General features: G+C 57.5%; 15 protein-coding genes and 1 pseudogene. 1 reads left to right on the top strand and 15 read right to left on the bottom strand.

The genetic code is table 11. The features are described from left to right. Positions 1-70: 70 nt before the first annotated feature. The 8 genes from GOV88_RS14935 to GOV88_RS14900 form a co-directional block, all read right to left on the bottom strand. Entirely contained in the window at positions 71-1,282 is a 1,212-nt protein-coding gene (locus tag GOV88_RS14935; protein ID WP_171240931.1) for a saccharopine dehydrogenase family protein, read from the bottom strand. Between the two features lie 14 nt (positions 1,283-1,296). Continuing rightward, the gene (gene speA, locus GOV88_RS14930) at positions 1,297-3,186 is read right to left on the bottom strand and encodes a biosynthetic arginine decarboxylase (RefSeq protein ID WP_171240930.1); all 1,890 of its coding nucleotides are present in this window, start codon (positions 3,184-3,186) and stop codon (positions 1,297-1,299) included. A 101-nt stretch (positions 3,187-3,287) separates the two neighbouring features. Next, positions 3,288-4,370, bottom strand: coding sequence for a DUF1513 domain-containing protein (locus GOV88_RS14925; RefSeq protein WP_171240929.1), 1,083 nt, complete (start codon positions 4,368-4,370; stop codon positions 3,288-3,290). 3 nt (positions 4,371-4,373) lie between these two features. Continuing rightward, positions 4,374-5,384, bottom strand: a complete 1,011-nt coding sequence (locus GOV88_RS14920; RefSeq protein WP_171240928.1) for an imelysin family protein — start codon at positions 5,382-5,384, stop codon at positions 4,374-4,376. Next, positions 5,384-6,898, bottom strand: coding sequence for a di-heme oxidoredictase family protein (locus GOV88_RS14915; RefSeq protein WP_171240927.1), 1,515 nt, complete (start codon positions 6,896-6,898; stop codon positions 5,384-5,386). The genes GOV88_RS14920 and GOV88_RS14915 overlap by 1 nt, the downstream gene beginning before the upstream one ends. Beyond that, entirely contained in the window at positions 6,885-7,370 is a 486-nt protein-coding gene (bfr, locus tag GOV88_RS14910) for a bacterioferritin (RefSeq protein ID WP_171123687.1), read from the bottom strand. Before bfr ends, GOV88_RS14915 begins: the two co-directional genes overlap by 14 nt. After that, complete coding sequence (locus GOV88_RS14905; protein WP_171126224.1) at positions 7,318-7,611, bottom strand: bacterioferritin-associated ferredoxin; 294 nt, start codon at positions 7,609-7,611, stop codon at positions 7,318-7,320. The genes bfr and GOV88_RS14905 overlap by 53 nt, the downstream gene beginning before the upstream one ends. A 133-nt stretch (positions 7,612-7,744) precedes the next feature. After that, positions 7,745-9,016: an imelysin family protein gene (locus GOV88_RS14900; RefSeq protein ID WP_171240926.1), complete on the bottom strand. Its 1,272-nt coding sequence runs from the start codon at positions 9,014-9,016 to the stop codon at positions 7,745-7,747. 203 nt (positions 9,017-9,219) lie between these two features. Here GOV88_RS14900 and GOV88_RS14895 point away from each other — a divergent pair, with 203 nt between their 5' ends. Next, a complete protein-coding gene (locus GOV88_RS14895; RefSeq protein WP_371808252.1) occupies positions 9,220-9,795 on the top strand; it encodes a DUF2796 domain-containing protein in 576 nt (191 codons plus the stop codon). Between the two features lie 8 nt (positions 9,796-9,803). Here the strand turns inward: GOV88_RS14895 and GOV88_RS20370 are convergent. The 7 genes and pseudogenes from GOV88_RS20370 to GOV88_RS14865 all read right to left on the bottom strand — a co-directional run. Beyond that, a pseudogene (locus GOV88_RS20370) lies at positions 9,804-10,859 on the bottom strand (dipeptidase); the annotation flags it as partial. A 15-nt stretch (positions 10,860-10,874) separates the two neighbouring features. Beyond that, complete coding sequence (locus tag GOV88_RS20360; RefSeq protein WP_217358923.1) at positions 10,875-11,045, bottom strand: hypothetical protein; 171 nt, start codon at positions 11,043-11,045, stop codon at positions 10,875-10,877. 28 nt (positions 11,046-11,073) lie between these two features. After that, positions 11,074-12,285: a carbohydrate porin gene (locus GOV88_RS14885; protein WP_254449244.1), complete on the bottom strand. Its 1,212-nt coding sequence runs from the start codon at positions 12,283-12,285 to the stop codon at positions 11,074-11,076. Between the two features lie 3 nt (positions 12,286-12,288). Beyond that, positions 12,289-13,554, bottom strand: a complete 1,266-nt coding sequence (locus GOV88_RS14880) for an amidohydrolase family protein (RefSeq protein WP_371808251.1) — start codon at positions 13,552-13,554, stop codon at positions 12,289-12,291. A gap of 299 nt (positions 13,555-13,853) precedes the next feature. Then, positions 13,854-15,269 (bottom strand): FAD-binding oxidoreductase, encoded by a 1,416-nt coding sequence (locus GOV88_RS14875; protein ID WP_171123677.1) that lies wholly within the window; start codon positions 15,267-15,269, stop codon positions 13,854-13,856. A 114-nt stretch (positions 15,270-15,383) separates the two neighbouring features. Then, on the bottom strand, positions 15,384-15,641 hold the full coding sequence (locus GOV88_RS14870) for a DUF4242 domain-containing protein (protein WP_171211291.1): 258 nt from the start codon (positions 15,639-15,641) through the stop codon (positions 15,384-15,386). Between the two features lie 27 nt (positions 15,642-15,668). After that, a complete protein-coding gene (locus GOV88_RS14865) occupies positions 15,669-19,241 on the bottom strand; it encodes an AAA family ATPase (protein ID WP_171240924.1) in 3,573 nt (1,190 codons plus the stop codon). Between the last annotated feature and the right edge of the window lie 18 nt (positions 19,242-19,259).

The raw sequence follows: 19,259 nt of genomic DNA, 5'->3' as shown, positions 1-19,259 counted from the left end.
ATTGTGGAGAGGCCGGGGGGCCAGCCCCCCGGACCCCCCGGGATATTTTTGGCCAGATGAAGTTCCGGATCTAGAACTCGACTGGGCCGTCGAGTTCGTGGACTTGCCACGGGAGGCCGTGATTGTTCAGCATGTCCATGAAGTCATCCGGGTCGAGTTGTTCCATGTTCCACACGCCGCGTTCGCGCCAGTTGCCTTTCAGCACTTGTGCCGCGCCGATCATGGCGGGGACGCCAGTGGTGTAGCTGACGGCCTGGGAGCCGACCTCAGCGTAGCATTCCTCATGGTCGCAGATGTTGTAGATGTAAAAGGTCTTCTCGCCCGAGCCATCCTTGGCCTGACCTGTGGCGATGTCGCCGATGCAGGCTTTGCCCTTGGTTTCCGCGCCCAGATCGCCGGGATCGGGCAGAAGGGTTTTCAGGAACTGGATAGGTATGATTTCCTTGCCGTCATGCATCACCGGGTCGATGCGGGTCATGCCGACATTTTCCAGTACCTTGGCGTGCATGATATAGGCGTCGCCGAAGGTCATCCAGAATCGGGCGCGCTCGATTTCGGGGAAGTGGGTGCTGAGTGACTCCAGTTCCTCGTGATACATCAGGTACATGTTTTTGGGGCCGATGGCGGGGAAGTCGAACTCGACCTTGTGGGTCATGGCGGGGGAGTGTTTCCATTCGCCACCTTCCCAGTGGCGGACCTCGGCCAGCACTTCGCGCAGGTTGATTTCGGGGTTGAAGTTGGTGGCGAATTCCTGATCGTTGCTGCCGCCATTGGCATCCAGAACGTCGATCTGGCGGATTGTCTCCAGCTTGTGTTTCTTCAGCCATTTGGCGAACACGGATGTCACGCCCGGATCAAAGCCCGAGCCGAGGATGGCGGTCAGGCCCGCCGCTTTGAACCGCTCCTGATAGGCCCATTGCCAGTGGTATTCGAACTTGGCCTCATCCTCGGGCTCGTAGTTCGCGGTATCGAGATAGTGGATTCCGGCCTCGAGGCACGCATCCATCAGCACCAGATCCTGATAGGGCAGGGCGAGGTTCACAAGGATTTCAGCACCGGTTTCCTTGATCAGTTTGACCGTATCTTCGACCTTGTAGGCGTCCAGTTCGGCGGTCTTGATATCCACGCCAACGCGATCCTTGACGGCCGCTGCGATGGCATCGCATTTCGATTTCGTGCGGCTGGCCAGCGTGATTTCGGTGAATATATCTGAATTCATCGCCATTTTGTGCACGGCTGCGTGGGATACGCCGCCGGCGCCGACAACCAGTGTTTTGCCCATGGTCTGTCTCCTTCTTATTCGTAATAGGTGTAGCCGTTGATCGAGTCGCGATAGGCGCTCATCAGGGTTTTGCGGTCCTTGGCTTGCAGAGTACCGGTCGAGATCGCCTCGTCCACCATTTTGCGGAAAGCGGCGACGCAGTCTTGCGGGTCGAATTCGACATAGGACAGGACCTGGCTGATCGTGTCGCCCTCTTGTTCATGCAGCAGGTCGAAGCCGCCATCGGCGCGCAGGTCGATGGTGACGACGTTGGTGTCGCCAAAGAGGTTGTGCAGATCGCCAAGCGTTTCCTGATAGGCGCCGACGAAAAAGACGCCCATGAAGTACTCGCCCTCATCCGGCAGCGAATGCACCGGCAGGCTGGGTGAGACACCGTCGGCCAGAATGAACTGGTCGATCTTGCCATCGCTGTCGCAGGTGATGTCTGACAGGACAGCGCGCCGGTCGGGCGTTTTGTTCAGGCCCTGCAACGGCACGATCGGGTGTAGCTGGTCGATGGCCCAGACATCGGGCAGGGATTGGAACAGAGAGAAGTTGCAGTGGTAGATATCGGCGACTTTCTCAAGCTGGTCATCCACATCCGTGTCCAGATCATCGCTTGCGGCCAGCGCCTTGAGGCGGGCCATGAGCGACAGGTAGATTCGTTCAGCGCGCGCCATCTGGCGCAGGTCGACATAGCCGCGTCTGAACAGCGCGCGCAGTTCGTTGCGATAGAATGTGGCGTCGTTCCAGCATTCCTGTAGGCGGGTTTTGCTGAGGTATCCGTGAACGGCTGCGAGGTCAGCGACCATGTGATGATCGTCGGGTTCAACCTCGGGGCCGGTTGGGGCGTCGTAGAGCGTGCTTTCCAACACATTGAACACCAGCATCGAGGATGTAGCCACCACGGCCCGCCCGCTTTCGGTGACAAGCGTTGGGTGGGCGATCTCGGCCTCATCCATGGCATAAGCCACGGTTTCGACCACGTTGGCGCAGTATTCCTCGACCGTGTAGTTGATCGAGTTCTCGGCGGCTTTCTTCTCGCCCGTGTAATCCACGCCCATGCCGCCGCCGAGGTCCAGATGGGTCATCGGCACGCCTTCGCGCGTGAGTTCGGTGTAGTAGCGACACGCTTCGCCCACAGCACGGCGCACGTCGTTGACGTCCTGTACCTGACTGCCCAGATGCGAGTGTTGCAGTTTCAAGCAATGCAACAGCCCCGCGTCGCGCAGTTTGTCCACCGCTGCGACAAGTTGGTCAGTGTTCATGCCAAAGGCCGAGCGGTCGCCTGAGCTTTCTTCCCATTTGCCGCTGATCTGGTTGGTCAGCTTCACCCGCACGCCGATCAGCGGTTCGATGCCCAGCTCGTTATAGACCTTGATCACTGTGTCGGCCTCTTTCGGGCTTTCCAGAACGATCACGGTATTAAAGCCGATCTTGCGGCTGAGGATGGCCAGTTGGATGAACTCGGCATCTTTGACGCCATTGCAGACAATCAACGCCTCAGGCGCAAGGCGATGCGCCAGCGCCACAACCAGTTCGGGTTTTGATCCGGCCTCAAGCCCGTAATTGTACTTCTTACCGAACTCGACGATGCGGTCGACGACCTGCGCTTGCTGGTTCACCTTGATCGGAAAGACGCCGCGATAGGAGCCTTTGTAGCCCACGCGCGCAATGGCGTCGCGGAAGCTTTCGTTCAGATGCGCAATTTCATGTTCCAGATAAGAGGAAACCCGCAGCAGCATCGGGGCTTTGATCCCCCGATCATCCAGATCGGCCAGAATCCCGGGCAGGCTGATCGCGGCAGCGTCGGGAGCGAGCGGATTGCGCAGACCGATTTCACCCTGCTTCGTCACCTCGATCAGGTCTTTGCCCCATTTATCAACCCCGTAGATGGAATGCGGTGCGTCGGGCGTCTGTTTCAATCGAGTCAGTCCTTAACTCAGAGGGGAGCCGGTGTTTCGCCCGCCAATACGGTAGCTGTTTGATTCTTCCAAGTGTAATCTAAGGGGTGGATTTGCCCAAATTACGCCGGACGTCCCACGGGGATCAGGTGGTTGTCCCATTGGCAGTCCTGCCGGGCCGACGTTTTGACCGTCGCGCCCAGCGTTCCAACCGCGCCGGTGCCTGTGGTGTACACAAACCCGTCTCCGCCGGTGCCAAGTCCGCAGACGTCATCCAGTTCGAAAGCACCTATCAATTGACCGTCCTCGACACGAAATTGGTGCAAAGCGTTTCCGCGGGGACAGGTGATCGCGACCGATGCACCATCGCCGGAAAAAGCGATGCTGCCGGCATAGCCTTGCAACCTGCTTTGATACGCATTCGGGGCGGATAATAAGCGGATTTCGTCGCCCGGTCTGTGCAGGCCAAGCAGGGGCGGGTGTTCAATGGTTTGACCCTGCCATTGGGTCGCAAACCCAATCAGCCCGTCAGGCCGGACCGCCAGATGACGGATCGAGTTCTGGCGCAGCCCCGGCGGCAATTCGGCCTGTTCAAGCATGGAGCCGTCGAGGTCCAGATAGGTGAGGTTCGGCTGCATGACCGGCAGGTTCAGCTTGGTGCGGCCGGTGTCGGGGTGCGTTTCAATCCCTCCGTTGGCGATGACCAGTGTTTTCCCGTCCGCCATAAGGCGAATGTCATGGGGGCCGGTTCCCCCTGACGGAAACTCGCCCAACCGAGTATATTGTGCCGTCTCCCAGACACCGATCACGCCTTCTCCGGCTTCGTAGTCATTTTCTGTTGTGAATAGTCGGGTGCCATCCTGTGAAAATGCGCCGTGACCGTAGAAGTGTCTGCCGTCAGGCGCGTTTAACGCCGCGGTTTGCGCACCTGTTGTGCAGTCGATGATCACGGTAAAGGTCCCCGGTCGCCGCGCGAAGGCAACAGCCTGCGGGCGATGGGGGTGCGCGGCGGCGGCGTGGCCTCGGGCGGGCAAGATCAGTGAGAACAGAATACTTCCATCCGCCAACAAACCGACCAAACGGTGTGATCCATCAGGAAACAGGGCGGCGGCCAGATAGTCGGGCGCACCGACGGCCGCCCATCCTTGGGTGGGGGCAAGGCTAGCCGCAGCCAGTCCTGCCAGAAATCGGCGGCGGCTGGTCATACCTTAATCACCATCTAATGCGTTGAACCCGGCGTTGATACCCAATGTCGGGCCAAGGTCAGTAGTGGCAACCGACCGGATGTCGTTGATCGACTGTTGCAGAGCTTCAACCCGCAATCGCCCCTGAGGTGTCGCGATGCCCGCAAGCCTCGGATCATCCAAACGCTGCGCGCGATCGATGGCCTTTTCGAACGCTTCGGCCAGATCGGTGTCAATCTCGGGGTGATCAGACGACAATCGCGCCGCAAGATCCCACAATGCGATCAGGGACAGTTCGACATGGCGCAACGAGCGTTCAGATCGCCGCGCCTCGGCACGCTTGGGCCGGGGGCGGTCGAACGCTCCTAATGGCCGCCCGAGGCGGGTGTTGGCCGTGAATTCCAACCCCGTGACAAGCGCCTTGTACAGCTCTTGCATGGCTTCATTGTCCGAGCGGAATGCGCTTTGGCCTCCGGGTTTGGTGATTTGACTTGCGTATGACACCCAATCCGCATCAATCGCATTGGCGTTGTGATTGATGTCGACTGCGATTGCTTGAACAAGGGCGCATCGGTACGGCTCGTCTTCGGTTTCCATGAAGGCGGGGTCGTACAGCATCATCTCCAGCGCAAAGAAACCGCGCCCGGCGACTGACGTCTCAGCAAATCCTTCGGGCGTTTCGAAGGCGGAATCCCGAACTGCGATCAGACCTGACAGCGCCTTGGTTGTGAACCCTTTAGTATCGGGCCAGAACGCCAGCGCAAAGGCCCGGTTGTCGGTCTCGGAGGGACCGAACCGCAAATGACTTACTGTAATCCAGCGATCAAAAGCAGCATGATAAGCCGCGCGCAATTCGGGGGATGTGGCTGCGCAATCCCCTTGCGCCGCGCTGCTAAGTGCGCCGGTTGCCTTGGACAAACGCGCATTGCCGGGCAGGATGTGCCCTTCGACCACGTCCGTCAGGATCGGCCCTCGGTCCTGAGCTGTTGCGGGCAAAGGGGTCATCAGAGCGCAAGCGAGTAGAACGGCACGCACTACAGGCTCTCCAAAAACCGGATGAGGGCCGCACGGTCCGCCTTGGGCAGCGTGACAACCTTGTCGCGTGCCACCTGAGCTTCGCCGCCATGCCACAGGATAGCTTCCAGCAGCGATTGCGCGCGACCGTCGTGCAGGAACTGGGTATGCCCCGAAACCTGCTCCGTCAGGCCAATTCCCCACAACGGCGGTGTACGCCACTCGCGGCCTGTCGCGCGGGACTCGGGACGGTTGTCGGCAAGACCCTCGCCCATGTCGTGCAGTAACAGGTCGGTATAGGGCCAGATCAATTGGAAACTATGCTCGGGCCGGTCTTCCAGCCGGTGCGTGACGTGTGATGGCGTGTGGCACGCGGCGCACCCGCTGTCGTGAAACACGCGCTTGCCGCGCAAAACTTCGGCATCGTCCACGTCACGACGCTCTGGCACACCCAGATTGCGGCTGTAGAAAACGACCAGATCCATGCCCTGCTGGTGTATTTCAAACGTGCGATCGTCACCGTCTCCGTGCGGGGCGCTTACACACTCTGCCTGCAATTCAGTGCAGTCCCCATACGCTGCCGGGTACAGGGGACTTGAAATTCCGATGTCCCCGGCAAAGGCCGCAGCGGATTGCTGCGCAATCGTCGGCATACCAGCCTTATGCCCAAAGCGGCCCATCATCGGCGCGCCATATTCGATCGACCAGATGATATTCGGTCGGCCCGAAATACCATCGCCATCTGCATCGTCGGGGTCAGCCTTGGCGAGCAGGTCATCGACGGGGATCGCCTCAAGCAGTCCCAACCCGATCATCTGCGGTGCGACACGCGGGCTGAGCATCGCATCGGGGTGCAGAGGGCCATAGCCCAGATCAGCGGCCTTATACGTTGGTTTGCGCAAGACGACAGTTTCATCGCCCGAAAGCTTTATGGGCACGTCCTCGTAAGTGATGTCCAACCTGTATTCCGCCGGGTGACCGAGCAGGGACAGGTCCTGCATCTGTCCGCCGTAGTTCGGCTCGGGCTGTGTGGCGATGTAGTCTTTGATCTCCTGTATCGGATCCCCGCCGGGGATCGACACACGCAGATACATCGAAATGGCGTTGTCATCCGGCCCATTCGGCGTGTGCCCCCGACCGTCCTTGAGGTGGCAGCGTTGACACGAGCGCGCGTTGTATAGCGGCCCCAACCCATCCGAAGCCAGGGTGGAGGACGGCGATGAGACCCAGATTTTTTTGAACAGCCCATTGCCGACTTTGAAGTCAAGTTCCTGGGCGAATTCCAGATTGCCGGACGGTTGGGAAAACGCATCCGCGTCGGTGCGCAGGCGCACGGTTGCTGCACCCGCAGGTAGTTCTTCAAACCGTTGTGGGGCGTCGAAATCCAACGGAGTAGCCGTGACAGCCGCAATCCGGGATTTTTCGTCTTCGGTGGTGGGGATGACGTTTAAGTGCAGGTCCTGTAATTCGGCCGACAGGGATGGGGTCGTCGCACAAACGGCCGCCACCGCAAACGAAAGCTTACTCGCCTTCATCCATTTTCGATGCGTTGAGGTGTGCATAATTGGCCTCGCCGATCCTTTCAAACAGATCAAGCTGCGTTTCAAGAAAATCAATATGCCCTTCTTCATCGGCCAGTAATCCTTCAAACAGAGACATGGTGACGTAGTCCCCGGCGCTCTGACAATATTCGCGCGCTTCCTTGTAGAGGGCCCTGGCGTCGATCTCTGCCGCCAGGTCGCATTCGAGTGTTTCCTTTGGGGTTTGCCCGATGCGTAAAGGGTCCAGTTTCTGAAGGTTTGGATGGCCGCCAAGAAAGATGATCCGCTCGACCAGCTTGTCCGCATGCCCCATCTCTTCGATGCTTTCCTCGCGGCTTTTCTTGGCCATGTGACCAAGACCCCAGTCTTCCTGCAGACGATAGTGAAGCCAGTACTGGCTAACGGCCGTCAACTCATGCCGCAGAGACTTGTTTAGATATTCTATGACCTTTGGGTCGCCCTTCATTCGTATTCTCCTGTGATGCATCGGTGCGCAACGCACGAAGCTGCATTGGGACTTCCAGTTTGTCGCTGGACCGCATCGTGTCTAAGAAAAGCGGCATGCAACCGCCACAATCCGCAGACTTTCCAAGGGCATGGTAGATCTTTCCGGGCGTGATGACCGCGAAGGGATCAGCCGAGCGCATCCAGTCAATCGCTGTTTGGATGTCGTGATCCGTTATATTTGTGCAGTGGCATACGATCATAACGACTCGGTGCTCGATATATTTCTTACTTAATTAGTAAGTTATTTACTTTTGGTCCAGAGTCAACTGGTGGGTCTGCGGGATCAAGGATGCCGGAGGCGTGGCAAAAGACGCGCCTCCGGCAATGCTTGAGTTACTGGAAAACAGCGTTTGGGTTGTCCAGACTGTCCGAGCCTTCAAACTCGATCTGGTCCAGTTCCAGAGCTGTGACGATCCGCTCGATCGTCTTCGTCTGATCGACCAGACCGTTAACGCCGCCCATGATCAGTTGTTCACCGCCTTCGTTGCCACGCTCGAGCATCTGGTCATAAGCAAACCCGGCCTCAGCCGTGGATTTCAAGCGCCCCAGCGCCTGCATTGTGTTCGCCAGCTTGATCTTCATCTCGGCGTCCAGTTTCGGATTGCTTGACGACACCAGATCAGAGAGAGATGCACCGCTGACCGGGGTGCCGTCTATGCGGGTGTAGCTGCCCAGATAGACATTCTGGATACCAAGCCCGTCATAGTAATGGCTGTTGTGCGTGTTGTCAGAAAAGCAATCATGCTCTTCCTCGGGATCGTTCAGCATCAGGCCAAGGCGCATCCGCTCACCTGCCTGTTCACCGTAAGACAGCGAACCCATTCCGGTCAGAATGGCAGACACACCGGCGGTTTCGTCCACGGCCAGAGCGGCCCGCGCTTCGCCGCCTTCTTTCCATTGATCGGCCATCCAAGCCAGATCGCTGACCAGCAGGTCGGTGGCCGCACTCAGGTACTGCGCGCGGCGGTCGCAATTGCCGCCTGTGCATGCATTGCCCTGCACGTAGTCCGTGAAAGGACGGTTTCCTGCGCCAGAACCGTGGCCGTTCAGGTCCTGACCCCATAGCAGGAATTCAATGGCGTGATAGCCGGTCGCGACATTGGCCTCGATCCCATCCGCTTCGTGCAGAGTATCACTTAGAAGGGCCGGGGTGATCTCGGTGGCGTCAATTGTTTCGCCTGAAAGGTCGAAGCTGGGATTGGCGATCACGTTTAGCGCAGCGAATTCGTTTTCGTCGCTCGGGCCGCCATAGGACGCATCGACATAGTCGATCAGCCCTTCGTCCAACGGCCACGCGTTAACCTTGCCTTCCCAATCGTCGACAATGGCATTTCCAAAACGATAAACTTCGGTCTGCTGATACGGCACGCGCGCTGCGATCCATGCAGCCCGGGCAGCGTTCAGTGTTGCATCTGACGGTTGTGCGATCAGCGCGTTCACGGCCTTCTGCAGGGACTTTGCTGCAATCAGGCTGTCTTCGTATTTCGCCTCGGCAATGTCGGCATAAGTGGTCAGGACATCGGATTTCGAATGAGTATCGCCCGCGGCAAACGCGGTCGCTGCGGTAAGGGTCAGGACGCTGGTGGCGGCAAATAACTTTGTCATCGGGGTAGAGTCTTCCATTGCTGAAACGGTATTTGGCGGGCATCACGACGCTTGCTAATTGATAACTGAGTGAAATAGTCAACAATGTCAACCTGACTTTTATTGTCGGATATTTTCCTCCTCGAAGCCCGCGCACTCCCCATATTTGGTGGGGTCTTGGGGGCTCGTGTTGTGGTTGTACGGGGTGTAATACAGATTTATTTTTGAGGCGCAGAGCTCAGGTTGGGTGTTGCCGTGTTAAAGAAGTTTTTTGTTTTAGTTTTGGCCTTGATTACCGCAATCGCCGTGCCATCCACGCAGTCCAAAGCGTATGGGCAGGTCGGGTCAGGCCGCCTGAATATAGCAATTTCGGATGGCAGATCACTTTGTCATTGTCTGCCCCCGGTTCGGAAATCATGGATCAATTGAGTGTCGAACAAGACAGCCAAACACGTGTGGCGATTGCAGTCTCGCGCCTGTCTGACCCGCTGGAATTGTTTCGCATGGCTGACAGTGCAAGGTGCTTTGCAACCTCGGCTAATGTCACACTGCCGGGAAAACGCTTTGGCGTGATTTCCGACAAGGGCGGAGAAAGAGATCAGGCCAAAAATTCTGAGTTTCACGCCGATTATGAGATCAGGTGTCAGAACATGGACGCGTTAAGGGAAATCGAGTTCCGGTATTTTGATCGTTTCCCAAGCGCCAAGACATTGGCGGTGAAAATCACCGAAGCCGAAGGAATCAGCACACAGCAGGTAACCCGCACAACGCCGGTTTTAAGCGTAGCCCCCGCGCGCTGACTTTCGGTTCAGCGAGAATGGAAAAGATCCCGAAATTCCTGCCGCATGCGCAGGCGTTCGGGGTATTCCTGCAGGAACTGTTGCGGAGGTTTGCCTTCCCAAACCTGCGCATAGACCCGCATCTTGTTGCCGCCGTAAATCTTCGCCAAGTCCTCGTTGCTGTAACCGCGCGCCCACAGATCGTCTGTAACGGCGGCCAAAATCTTGGCAAGCTCTCCGTTGCCGGTTGCGCCTTTGTTGAAGGCGTCAATCATGTAACCACCGTCGTCATACATGCTGGCATTGGCCGTCGCGAATTGCACCACAAGTTCGAGTGAGAACATGTCGTCCGTGGCGATCCCCACGTGATCAACGCCCACCAGTTGCACGTAATAGTCGATCATGTCCGCAGCTTGCTGGGGTGAGATATCCTCGGGCCAGATGCCGTCCATCATCCATTCCGTAAATGTGGGCGAGACATAGCCGCCCGACTTGGCGGCACGCAGGGCTTCATCGTCGGGGATCGCGCGATAGCACCCGCGCGCGGTGGCTTCTGGCGCGTTTTTGTACAGCCCGGCAGGAACCGAATGGGTATAGACATACGGGACGCCGGGATAGGTCTCGTCAATGTAATCCATAGCATCATTGGCGGTTTTTGACCCGGTATGGCTAAGGTCCAGTAAGATCCCAAACCGCACCATTTCGTCGATGACGGACTTGCCCCACGGCGTCAGGCCAATGTCACGCCCGTTTTACGCCGCCAGTTGCCCCGAACCGGTTCTGAAAATGTCGTTATAGGCAAGGATCATGCTTTTGATCCCCATGTCCTTGAGTAGCGCCATTTTCGTCAGGTCGCCGTCCAGAGCCGTGGCTGTCTGACTGTTCCAGATCACAGCCGTCTTACCTTGGGCATGGGCTGCTTCGATGTCGCGTGTTTCGTTCACGATCAGGTAGTTCTCTGGCTGCTGGGCCATCGCCGCCCGAAAGTGATAGTGCTGTTCAAGCAGCGCTTCAAAAGACATGCCCGCCGCCGCAAGCGTCATTTCGTGCCCGGTTATACCGTTGTCTCGGGCGCGTTCGAAATAGGTGTGAAGCTGGTCCTATTCCGTCCAACCTGTGCCATAGGGGCTGGCCAGCATACCCAGAACAATCGTGTCCTGAACAAACTGCTTGGCCTCATCAGATGCGTCCCAGGTTTTGCTTTCCTCGCTGGCAAGGATCGGGGTACCCAAAGACAGAGCCAAAATACCGGCGGCGATCAATTTGTTCATCAGGATACTCCTTTGGGATAGGCGGATGTCAGAAGACGATGCGCGTGCGAAGGCTGAACAGGGCGATGCTGTCCTGATCGGGATTAAGCAGCGGGTTGGAAATGAATTGGGCAGACGGCGTGATCTGCAGCCCCGGCGCAATCGAGAACCGATAAAACGCTTCGAGCGTGATCTGATCCCCGTCCACGCCGCGCGCCTCGGCCCAGTTCAGGCCCAGACCGGCAAGGTCCGTGTTGCGCCCATAATACCCGATACCGGTCGAGACGGATCGGTCGTACAGAGCTGCCGTTCCCTTAGAGGCACCTGCGCGAAGGAACGGCATCCACGTGTTGCCAACGAACCACGCTGCGGAAAAGGCGGCACCGTAGTCTTCGGCGCGGCTGCCGTCTTCTGCGGCGTCTGCATGCCAAAGGGTCAGGTGGACATTGTCGAAGTAGATACGATCAAAGGCAGAGGTATAGCCCAGTTCTAACGACTTAAAGAGGTTGCCGTCGCTGAACACGTTGAAATTCGGGTCGGACGGATCCGCGTTGGCGTCGGCGATGCTGGCCACCGCGTATAGGTTGTTGTTGAGTTTAAGCCCCCCGGCGATCCCCAGCCCCTGATTGGGGGTGTTGATCGTGGGGTTTGTGTTGAAGGCGAGGTTTTGAAAGCCGCTATAGGGGCTGACCAGCCCGTAGATATCGACGAAATCTGTCACGTCGATTTGCCCGACCTGCAGGGTCCATGCGCCGTTCTCGGCGCGCTGGGTCCAGAACAGATTGGTCAGCAGAAGCCCGCTATCGTTGAATGCGGTGCCGGTGATCGACAGCGCCCCCCCGTCTAGTCCCAGAAACTGCGGCGCGACATCGGTATAGCTGCGGCGATCTTCGATCTTGAAGGTCAGCGAGCCAAGGTCGCTTGCTTGCCAGTTCCCATAGAACCGCGCGATACTTCCGGCGGCTTCGGCTTCGCCCAGATCAGCATTCGTTGTCTGTCCAAGTGCGAGATAGTCGATGTTGAACCGAAAGCCATTCTCGGCAAGGCGATCTTTCCACGCAAACCAGTTCGGCGCGATACTGCGGGGAAAGTCTGATCGGTATTGCGGATCGGTCAACCCGTCACCGGGCTCAAGCTCTGCGCCGACAGATGATGGCCCGGACAAACCCTGCGCCAGAGCTGCAGTGCCGCAAGACATGAACGCCAGTGACGCGCCGAGCATTTTGATCGTCCCGAACCCCTCGGGCCAGTGAATAGGCAAGCGTTACTCCAGCGTATTCTTGTAGATCACCCCGTCTTTCATGATCAGGCGAATGGTCTCGGGGCTTTCGGGACGCGGATCAGCGCCGAACCACTGATCACCGGTGCCAACGACGGAAAAATCCTTGAGCGGGTTGCCGTCGATCAGCAGGATGTCGGCATAGGCGCCTTCTTCGATCACACCCAATTTGCCCGCAGGGTAGGGATTCATGAAATCGCCGGACAGGGCAACGATCTCACCACCTGTCGAGGTCAGCGTTGTCATGGACACGAAGGGGCCGAAGAAATCGTTGTTGAGCTTCTTCTCATAGGCAATCTGGATATTACAGGCTTCGACCGAGCCGACGCAGTCGGTCTGAAACCCGCGTTTGACAGGACATTCCTTCATGTTGTCGATATAGCCAGCAAAGGTCTCGGACGCAGACTTGGCCTTGGCGAGGCTGGACGGCACGCTGGCAACGGCGGGAATTTCCAACAGGCCGGGGTCGAATGCGGTCAGGTTGGTCGTGATGTAGGCACCTTTCTCGTTCATCAGTGCGGCGATTTCGCAATCAAAGGAAAACCCGTGTTCGATGCTTTTGACGCCCGCGTTGAGCGCATTCATGATGGCCTCTTTCCGGTAGGAATGTGCCATGACGTAACTGCCGTACTCACTGGCAACCTGCACGGCGGCCTCAATTTCTTCGGGGGATCCGGCCAGCAGTTGCCACGGGTCAAAGGCAGACACCACGCCGCCCGACTGCATATATTTCAACTGCGTCGCGCCCATCCGAAAGTTGTTCCGGCCAAATTTCTGAACGTCTGCAACGCTGTCAACTTCCTGTGCCATGTTCAGGCGGCTGAAATTCGTCGACGCGCCGGGTGGAGAGGTAAAGCTGGCGAAATCCGCATGTCCGCCCCGCGTGCCGAGAAACGCACCTGACGGATAGTAACGCGGACCAAGTATTTGCCCTGAATCAATGGCCCGGCGCAGCCCTCCATTCGCGCCTCCGGCGTCCCGTACAGTTGTGAAGCCCTGCATCAGGTACATCTCGGCCATACGCGTGCCGTGGATGCCGAAATCCTCCCACGTGGCATTGGCTTCCATCGCGGGAATGCTTGGCCCCATCAGCATCAGATGCGCGTGCGTTTCGATAAACCCCGGCGTCAGGGTGCGGCCTTCACCGTCGATCACAGTGGCATTGGGCGCGTCTATCTGTGAGGTCGAGACAGCTTTGATCAGGTTCCCTTCGACCAGAACGTTTGCGTTTTCGACCCGTTGTTCATTCACGCCGTCGAAGACATGTACGTTGGTGAAAAGCGTTTGCTTGGGCGTGGCGTCCTGCGCAAAAGCAGCGCCCGAAAAAACGAGTGCTATGAGCAGGCTAATCTTGGAAAGCCGTATCCATCCCTCCTGATCAAGTTGATTCTTATTCTATCATATTTTTGAATATGACGGGGATGCCCGCGCGGTGTCAAAGATTTGAAAAGGGCGCATTTGCGTATGTCGAACAATGAGCGTCACGGTTCGATCACCCTTGACGGCGACCCGTGTTTGGGCCGCCGTCGGATGGCATAACCCTGTGCCGTTCAGGTCGGCAGGATATTATGATTGACCCTAAACAGGTTGCCGGGGTCGTACTTGCCCTTGATTTTGGACAGCTTGCTGCCGTTCGCGCCGTAGGCTCCAGCCATATGGTCGGCCTCATCCTCGGGCATGAAGTTCACATAGGCGCTGCCGGTCGCGTGCGGCTGCATCCTGTCATACAGAGTACGCGCCCAGTCGATGCATTCGGCGTCCTTGGCGGGATCTTCCCAACGTGTGTGCACATTCATGATGAAATGCGCCGACCGTTGTGGATAGGCCGTTGAATCTGCTCCAACCCGTGCCATCGCACCCCCGACATGGGCAATGAACACCTCGCACGCCGGATCCGGAAGCGTGGCAATGCCGTCCAGCAATCCCGTTATCGCATCCGAAGACAACGTTTCGAAATCGTGGCTTTTCCAATAATTTCGAGCGCCGGGTGTCAGAAGAGCATCGAAAGCAGCCTGCCAATCCACGAAGGAATGCGGCGAGATAACATCGACAATCGGATCACCCAACGCGCGCAACCCGGCGACGGCCTTTTCGCCATCCTCCATTGCACCGGCATAGCAGGCGGCAAAGATCAGGATTTCTCGTCCGTGCCACTCTTCCGGCAGGAAGGGTAATGGCGGGGCCTTTCGCATGACGCTCCAGACGGTCAGCTCGTCCGGTGATGTGTCCGCGATTTTGGCATATTCTGCCAACAGCGCAGGGGCGTTTTCAATGGGATGCACAATCAAGCCTGACAGGACCTCTGGCCCCAAGTCATGCAATTGAAACTCAAAGGACGTCACGACGCCAAAGTTTCCGCCGCCCCCACGGATCGCCCAGAACAGCTCGGGGTGACTGCTGGCGGATGCGGTGACAATTTCGCCCTCTGCCGTAACAACCTCAGCCGATACCAGATTGTCGATTGTCATGCCGAACTTCCGCGTGGTCCAGCCGAAGCCACCGCCAAGCGTAAGTCCGGCTATCCCTGTGGTCGAGTTGATACCGGTCGGAACGACAAGACCGTGGGCCTGTGTCTCGCGGTCCACATCGCCAAGCAGGGCACCCGGAGCGACCCGCGCAGATTTTGCAATCGGGTCAACGTGGACGGATCGCATATGCGACAGGTCCAGCATGACTGTTTCGTCCGCAACCGCGTGACCTGCAATCTGGTGGCCGCCAGATCTGACAGACATCACCAACCCGGCATCGCGCACGAAATTGACCGCCTTCTGAACATCGCTGGCGCCCAAGGCCCGGATCACGAAACCGGGGTATCGCTCGACCATACTGTTCCAGGTCGTTCTGGCTTCGTCGTATTCGGGGCTGCCGCGAAGATAAACGCCCCCCCTGAGCGATGCGCTAAGGGCATCGAGCGCGTCTTGATCAACCGTTACCATATCGCCGTGCAGCGACTTCAAATCAAACATTGGGATAACCTTTCATTTGCATAAAAGGTTTCTTGCGCTACTGCCCCAGTAATCGAAGATCCACCTGTTCCCGGTATTGATGTGATTTTTGATCCGTAGGAGAACGGTTGGGCTTCAGGCAAAAATTCCGGGGTCGATCCGGTCGACCGGCGTAATGACGTCGGCTGGGATATTCAGCCTTTTGGCCGCCTTGCGCAAACTTTCTTCGTCCGGGGCTTCGTACAGGCAGTAGGTTTTTCGCTTATCCGCGCTGAGGAACGAGAAAATCCACTCGATCCCTTCTTCGTCGTTGATTTCTTTAATCTTGATCTTGTCGTCGTTTGTTACATCAAGCTGTTCTGCAAAATTTCTTTCGATAATGTATCTTGGCATCATGCTCCCCCAAGCATTTTTAAGGGGTCAAACGGCAGTTCCTTCAAGCTTTGACCTAAGGGAAACCATACTTAATTTTTGTGCCGTTGCCAACGCTTCCGCTTCCAGTTGAAATGCCCGGCGTATGTCGGCCGCGCGCCCTCGACGCCGCAGCGCCGAGGCAAAAGCCGCCTTGCTATGCGCAATCCAGGGGACCGAGGCCATCCGCGTGTCGATCTCGATTGCCTTTTCGAAAAGGCGCTCGGCCGCCTCCCAATCCGCCAGCAAAGCGGCAAGGCTGCCCAGACGCCGCGCTGCGGCACCGGCACACACCGTGGTTGCGCCTGCTGTAATCGTCAGCTCTTCGTAGGGTTTGAGAATTTCAAAAAGCGCTTCCGCGTGCCGCTTGTGTTCGACGGCGACGCTGATGTCAGAAAGGTAGGACAAGGTCGTCGTATACATCGCGTCGGGCGGCAAAACGAAATTGTTTTCAGCCATTTCGTTAAGAATACGTTCGGCCGGTTCCTTGTACCCAAGCTCGGCTGCGATCAGCCCGAACCCCGGTTTCCAAGCGACATCGCCGGGGCTTTCCGACATCAGCTTCTTGATGACTGGCGCCACTTCGTGCAATCGGTTCTGTTCGCGACGGATCGTGAACATCTGAACGCCATAGACGCCTTCGACATGCTCACCATGCGTCTTTCGGCCAATTTTGACGGCTTCTGTCGCGTGTTTCTCCGCCGCCTCAAAGTCTCCGTCCATTATGGCAACCATTGCGCGCGCATGTTTTTGCACCCAGTAAAGCTGTAGGTGATTGTCCTTTCTGGATATTTCGGTCAACAACTCAAGCGAGTGCTCCATGAGCTGGCGATCTGCCATTTCCGCACCCACAAACAGGCTTAGGGTTCTGTCGCGACCCTGATCAATGCTGCCAAGCTTTTCGGCAACTTTGTGCATTGCTTCTAGGTTCTCGCGCCAGTTACGTGCTTCGCTTTCCTTTCTGGCGACAAAGGGCGCGCCATAATGCATCATCATGACCGAAAACTGGGACTTGTGATCCCCAAGTTTCGCTGAAAGCTCCATGGCAAGCTGTCCATATCGGGAACCCTCGGCTAATTGGCCGACAAAGATATATGCCCGTGCAAGCTGGCTTATCAGGCGGCAGCGGCGGGTTTCATCTTCTTCCGGCAGGGCGTCCAGAGCGTCTCTGCAAAGCTCTATGGCTTCGGCGTGTCGTTCGCTGGACATCATGCAGGAATCCGCAAAATGGTTGGCGGCATCCGCCGCCAATCCGATATCGCCAATCTGACAGGCGGCGTCTGACGCCTTCTTGAGAACCGCAATCCCTTCCGGCAACTCGCCAAGGCTGTCATAGCTTCTGCCAACAAGAATCTGCCCGACAATCGTTTCCACGCTGATCCCAGCGCCCATATTTTGGGCCGCCATAAGCGCCTCGCGCGCATTGGACATTGCCTCTTGGCTGGCGGACCGGGCAAGGGCCATTTCGGTTGCTGTGCGCCACTTGTCGAAAGCAGCGGCCCAGTCCTCGGCCTCGGATAAATGGCGGGCGACCAGTTCGGGCCGGCGTGCAATTTCGGCGGATCGTAGCGTATTCAGGGCCTGTGCGACATCTGCATGTTGTTGCCGCCGGGTAGAGCCAAGCATGGATTGATAGGCCGTGTCGCGGATCAGGGCATGGCGAAAGACAAAATGCCCACGGTTATGCCCGCTTTCGAAAATCAGGCCAGTACGGGACAACTCATCCAGACTTGTCTGAACGCTTGACTTGTCTTCTCCCATGGCAGCGCCCAGCAAGACCGGGTCGAACTCACGGCCAATGACCGACCCCGTCAGCGCAACCCGCTTTGCGGTTTGAGAAACGGCGTCCAGACGGGCCATCAAAGCACCCTTGAGCGAAGAGGGAATGGCGACGTTGTCCTGACCTCCGGCCTCTAGGATTGCGCGCGTCAGTTCCTCGACAAACAGCGGCACGCCGTCGGTTTTTTCGATGATCAGATTGATCATCTTCTGATCAGGCTCTGCCCCCGAGATATTGCGGATTAAATTCGCGACGTGAGCGGAATCGAAGCGCCGCAATTTCAGTGTTTGAACATGCGCTTCGCCTTCGCTCTTGCCCAACTCCCATTCTGGTCTGTGGGTAATCAGGATAATCAGGCGTAGGTCGGCACAGATCGTTTTGAACCGCTCTAACAGGGCCTGAGTCGAAGGGTCGATCCAATGCGCATCTTCCACGCACAGGATCACGGGTCGTGCGTTCGACCGTATCTTGACCGTCTTGATCAGAGTTTGGATCGTAAGGTCGCGTTGTTCTTGTGGTGACAATTCAAGAATCTGTCGGGCCAGCGCACTGCGCGGGGCAACCAGAGCGGCGAAAACCGGCAGAACCTTTTCCAGATTCAGCCCGGGGCGCGAACTGAGCATGTCGCGCACATGTTCCAAAATTTGATTGTCGTCGAAATCGGGCTCGACACCTGCGTCTTGGGAAATTCGTTCCGTGACCGGATGGAAGGGACTGCTGGTCAGGTATGGAGAACAGTTCAGCCGGATAACGTCTGCCTGATCATCCGTCGTGCAGTCAGCCAGGAACTCTTCTGTCAGACGGGATTTGCCAATGCCCGGTTCGCCCGACAGAAGAACCACCTCGCCCTGTCCGTTACGGGCCCTTTGCCACGATTGTAGAAGGATGCCCTTTTCGTAATCCCGCCCAATAAGGGCGCTGGTGCTTTCGTCCCCGTGGGAGGCCTTGAACCGGCTTTCGGCACTGCGTTCGGCCACCACCTCTAACAAGGTTCGGGGGTCTTTGAACCCTTTCAGATCCACTTCCCCGAGCGTTTCAAACTCAAAGATACGATGCAGGGCAGCTTCGGTTTCTTCTTCGGGAACGACAACCGTATTTGGTTTTGCATGTTCCTGAATCCGTGCCGCCAGATTGAGGATCGGGCCGGTCATGGCGCCTTCCTCATAAGTGTTTTCGGTGACGGTGTTCCCGACCACGACATCGCCGCTTGCGATGCCCAGCCGTGCCGACAGTTGGTCCCCATCAGGTGTTCGAAGCTCTCTGACGCGGTTGATCGCATCCAACCCGGCCTTGACCGCGCGAATGGCGTGATCTTCGTAGGCGCGCGGCCAGCCGAAGAATACAAGAAGCCCGTCGCCCAGATATTTCGCCACGTACCCGCCATATCGACTGACGGCCCCTGCGACTGCGTCCTGATAGTTCAGCAATAAGATCCGCATGTCCTCTGGGTCCAGCCGGTTCGTCAATTCGGTCGACCCAACAAGGTCAGCGAACATAACCGTCAGGTGGCGTCGCTCGGCGACCGGGCTTGCGCTGTCCGATGTTTCTGGCACGGGGGTTGATCGGGTGGGCCGGTCGATGGGGTCCGTGTCCACAGCCTTGGGCGCGGGCGCGTCATCGGGTGTCAGATCAGAGATCGCCGCCAACAGAATTTTGCGATGACCGAGGCTGACGCCTAATTCCTTCAGGTCTTCCGCGGTCAAAAGTGGCAAGACCCGCGCGTCAACGTCATTCTGGACAAAAGCGTCAACATACTGGTCCAGACCAAGACCGTTCAGCCAATTTTCGATCCCAACTCCCATCTTTGGATCATGCTGAGT

Source organism: Ruegeria sp. HKCCA5491, from assembly GCF_013034565.1.
Classification (GTDB): domain Bacteria; phylum Pseudomonadota; class Alphaproteobacteria; order Rhodobacterales; family Rhodobacteraceae; genus Ruegeria.
Note: the sequence above shows the minus strand (reverse complement) of the source record. Positions and strands in the feature narration are given on the sequence as shown.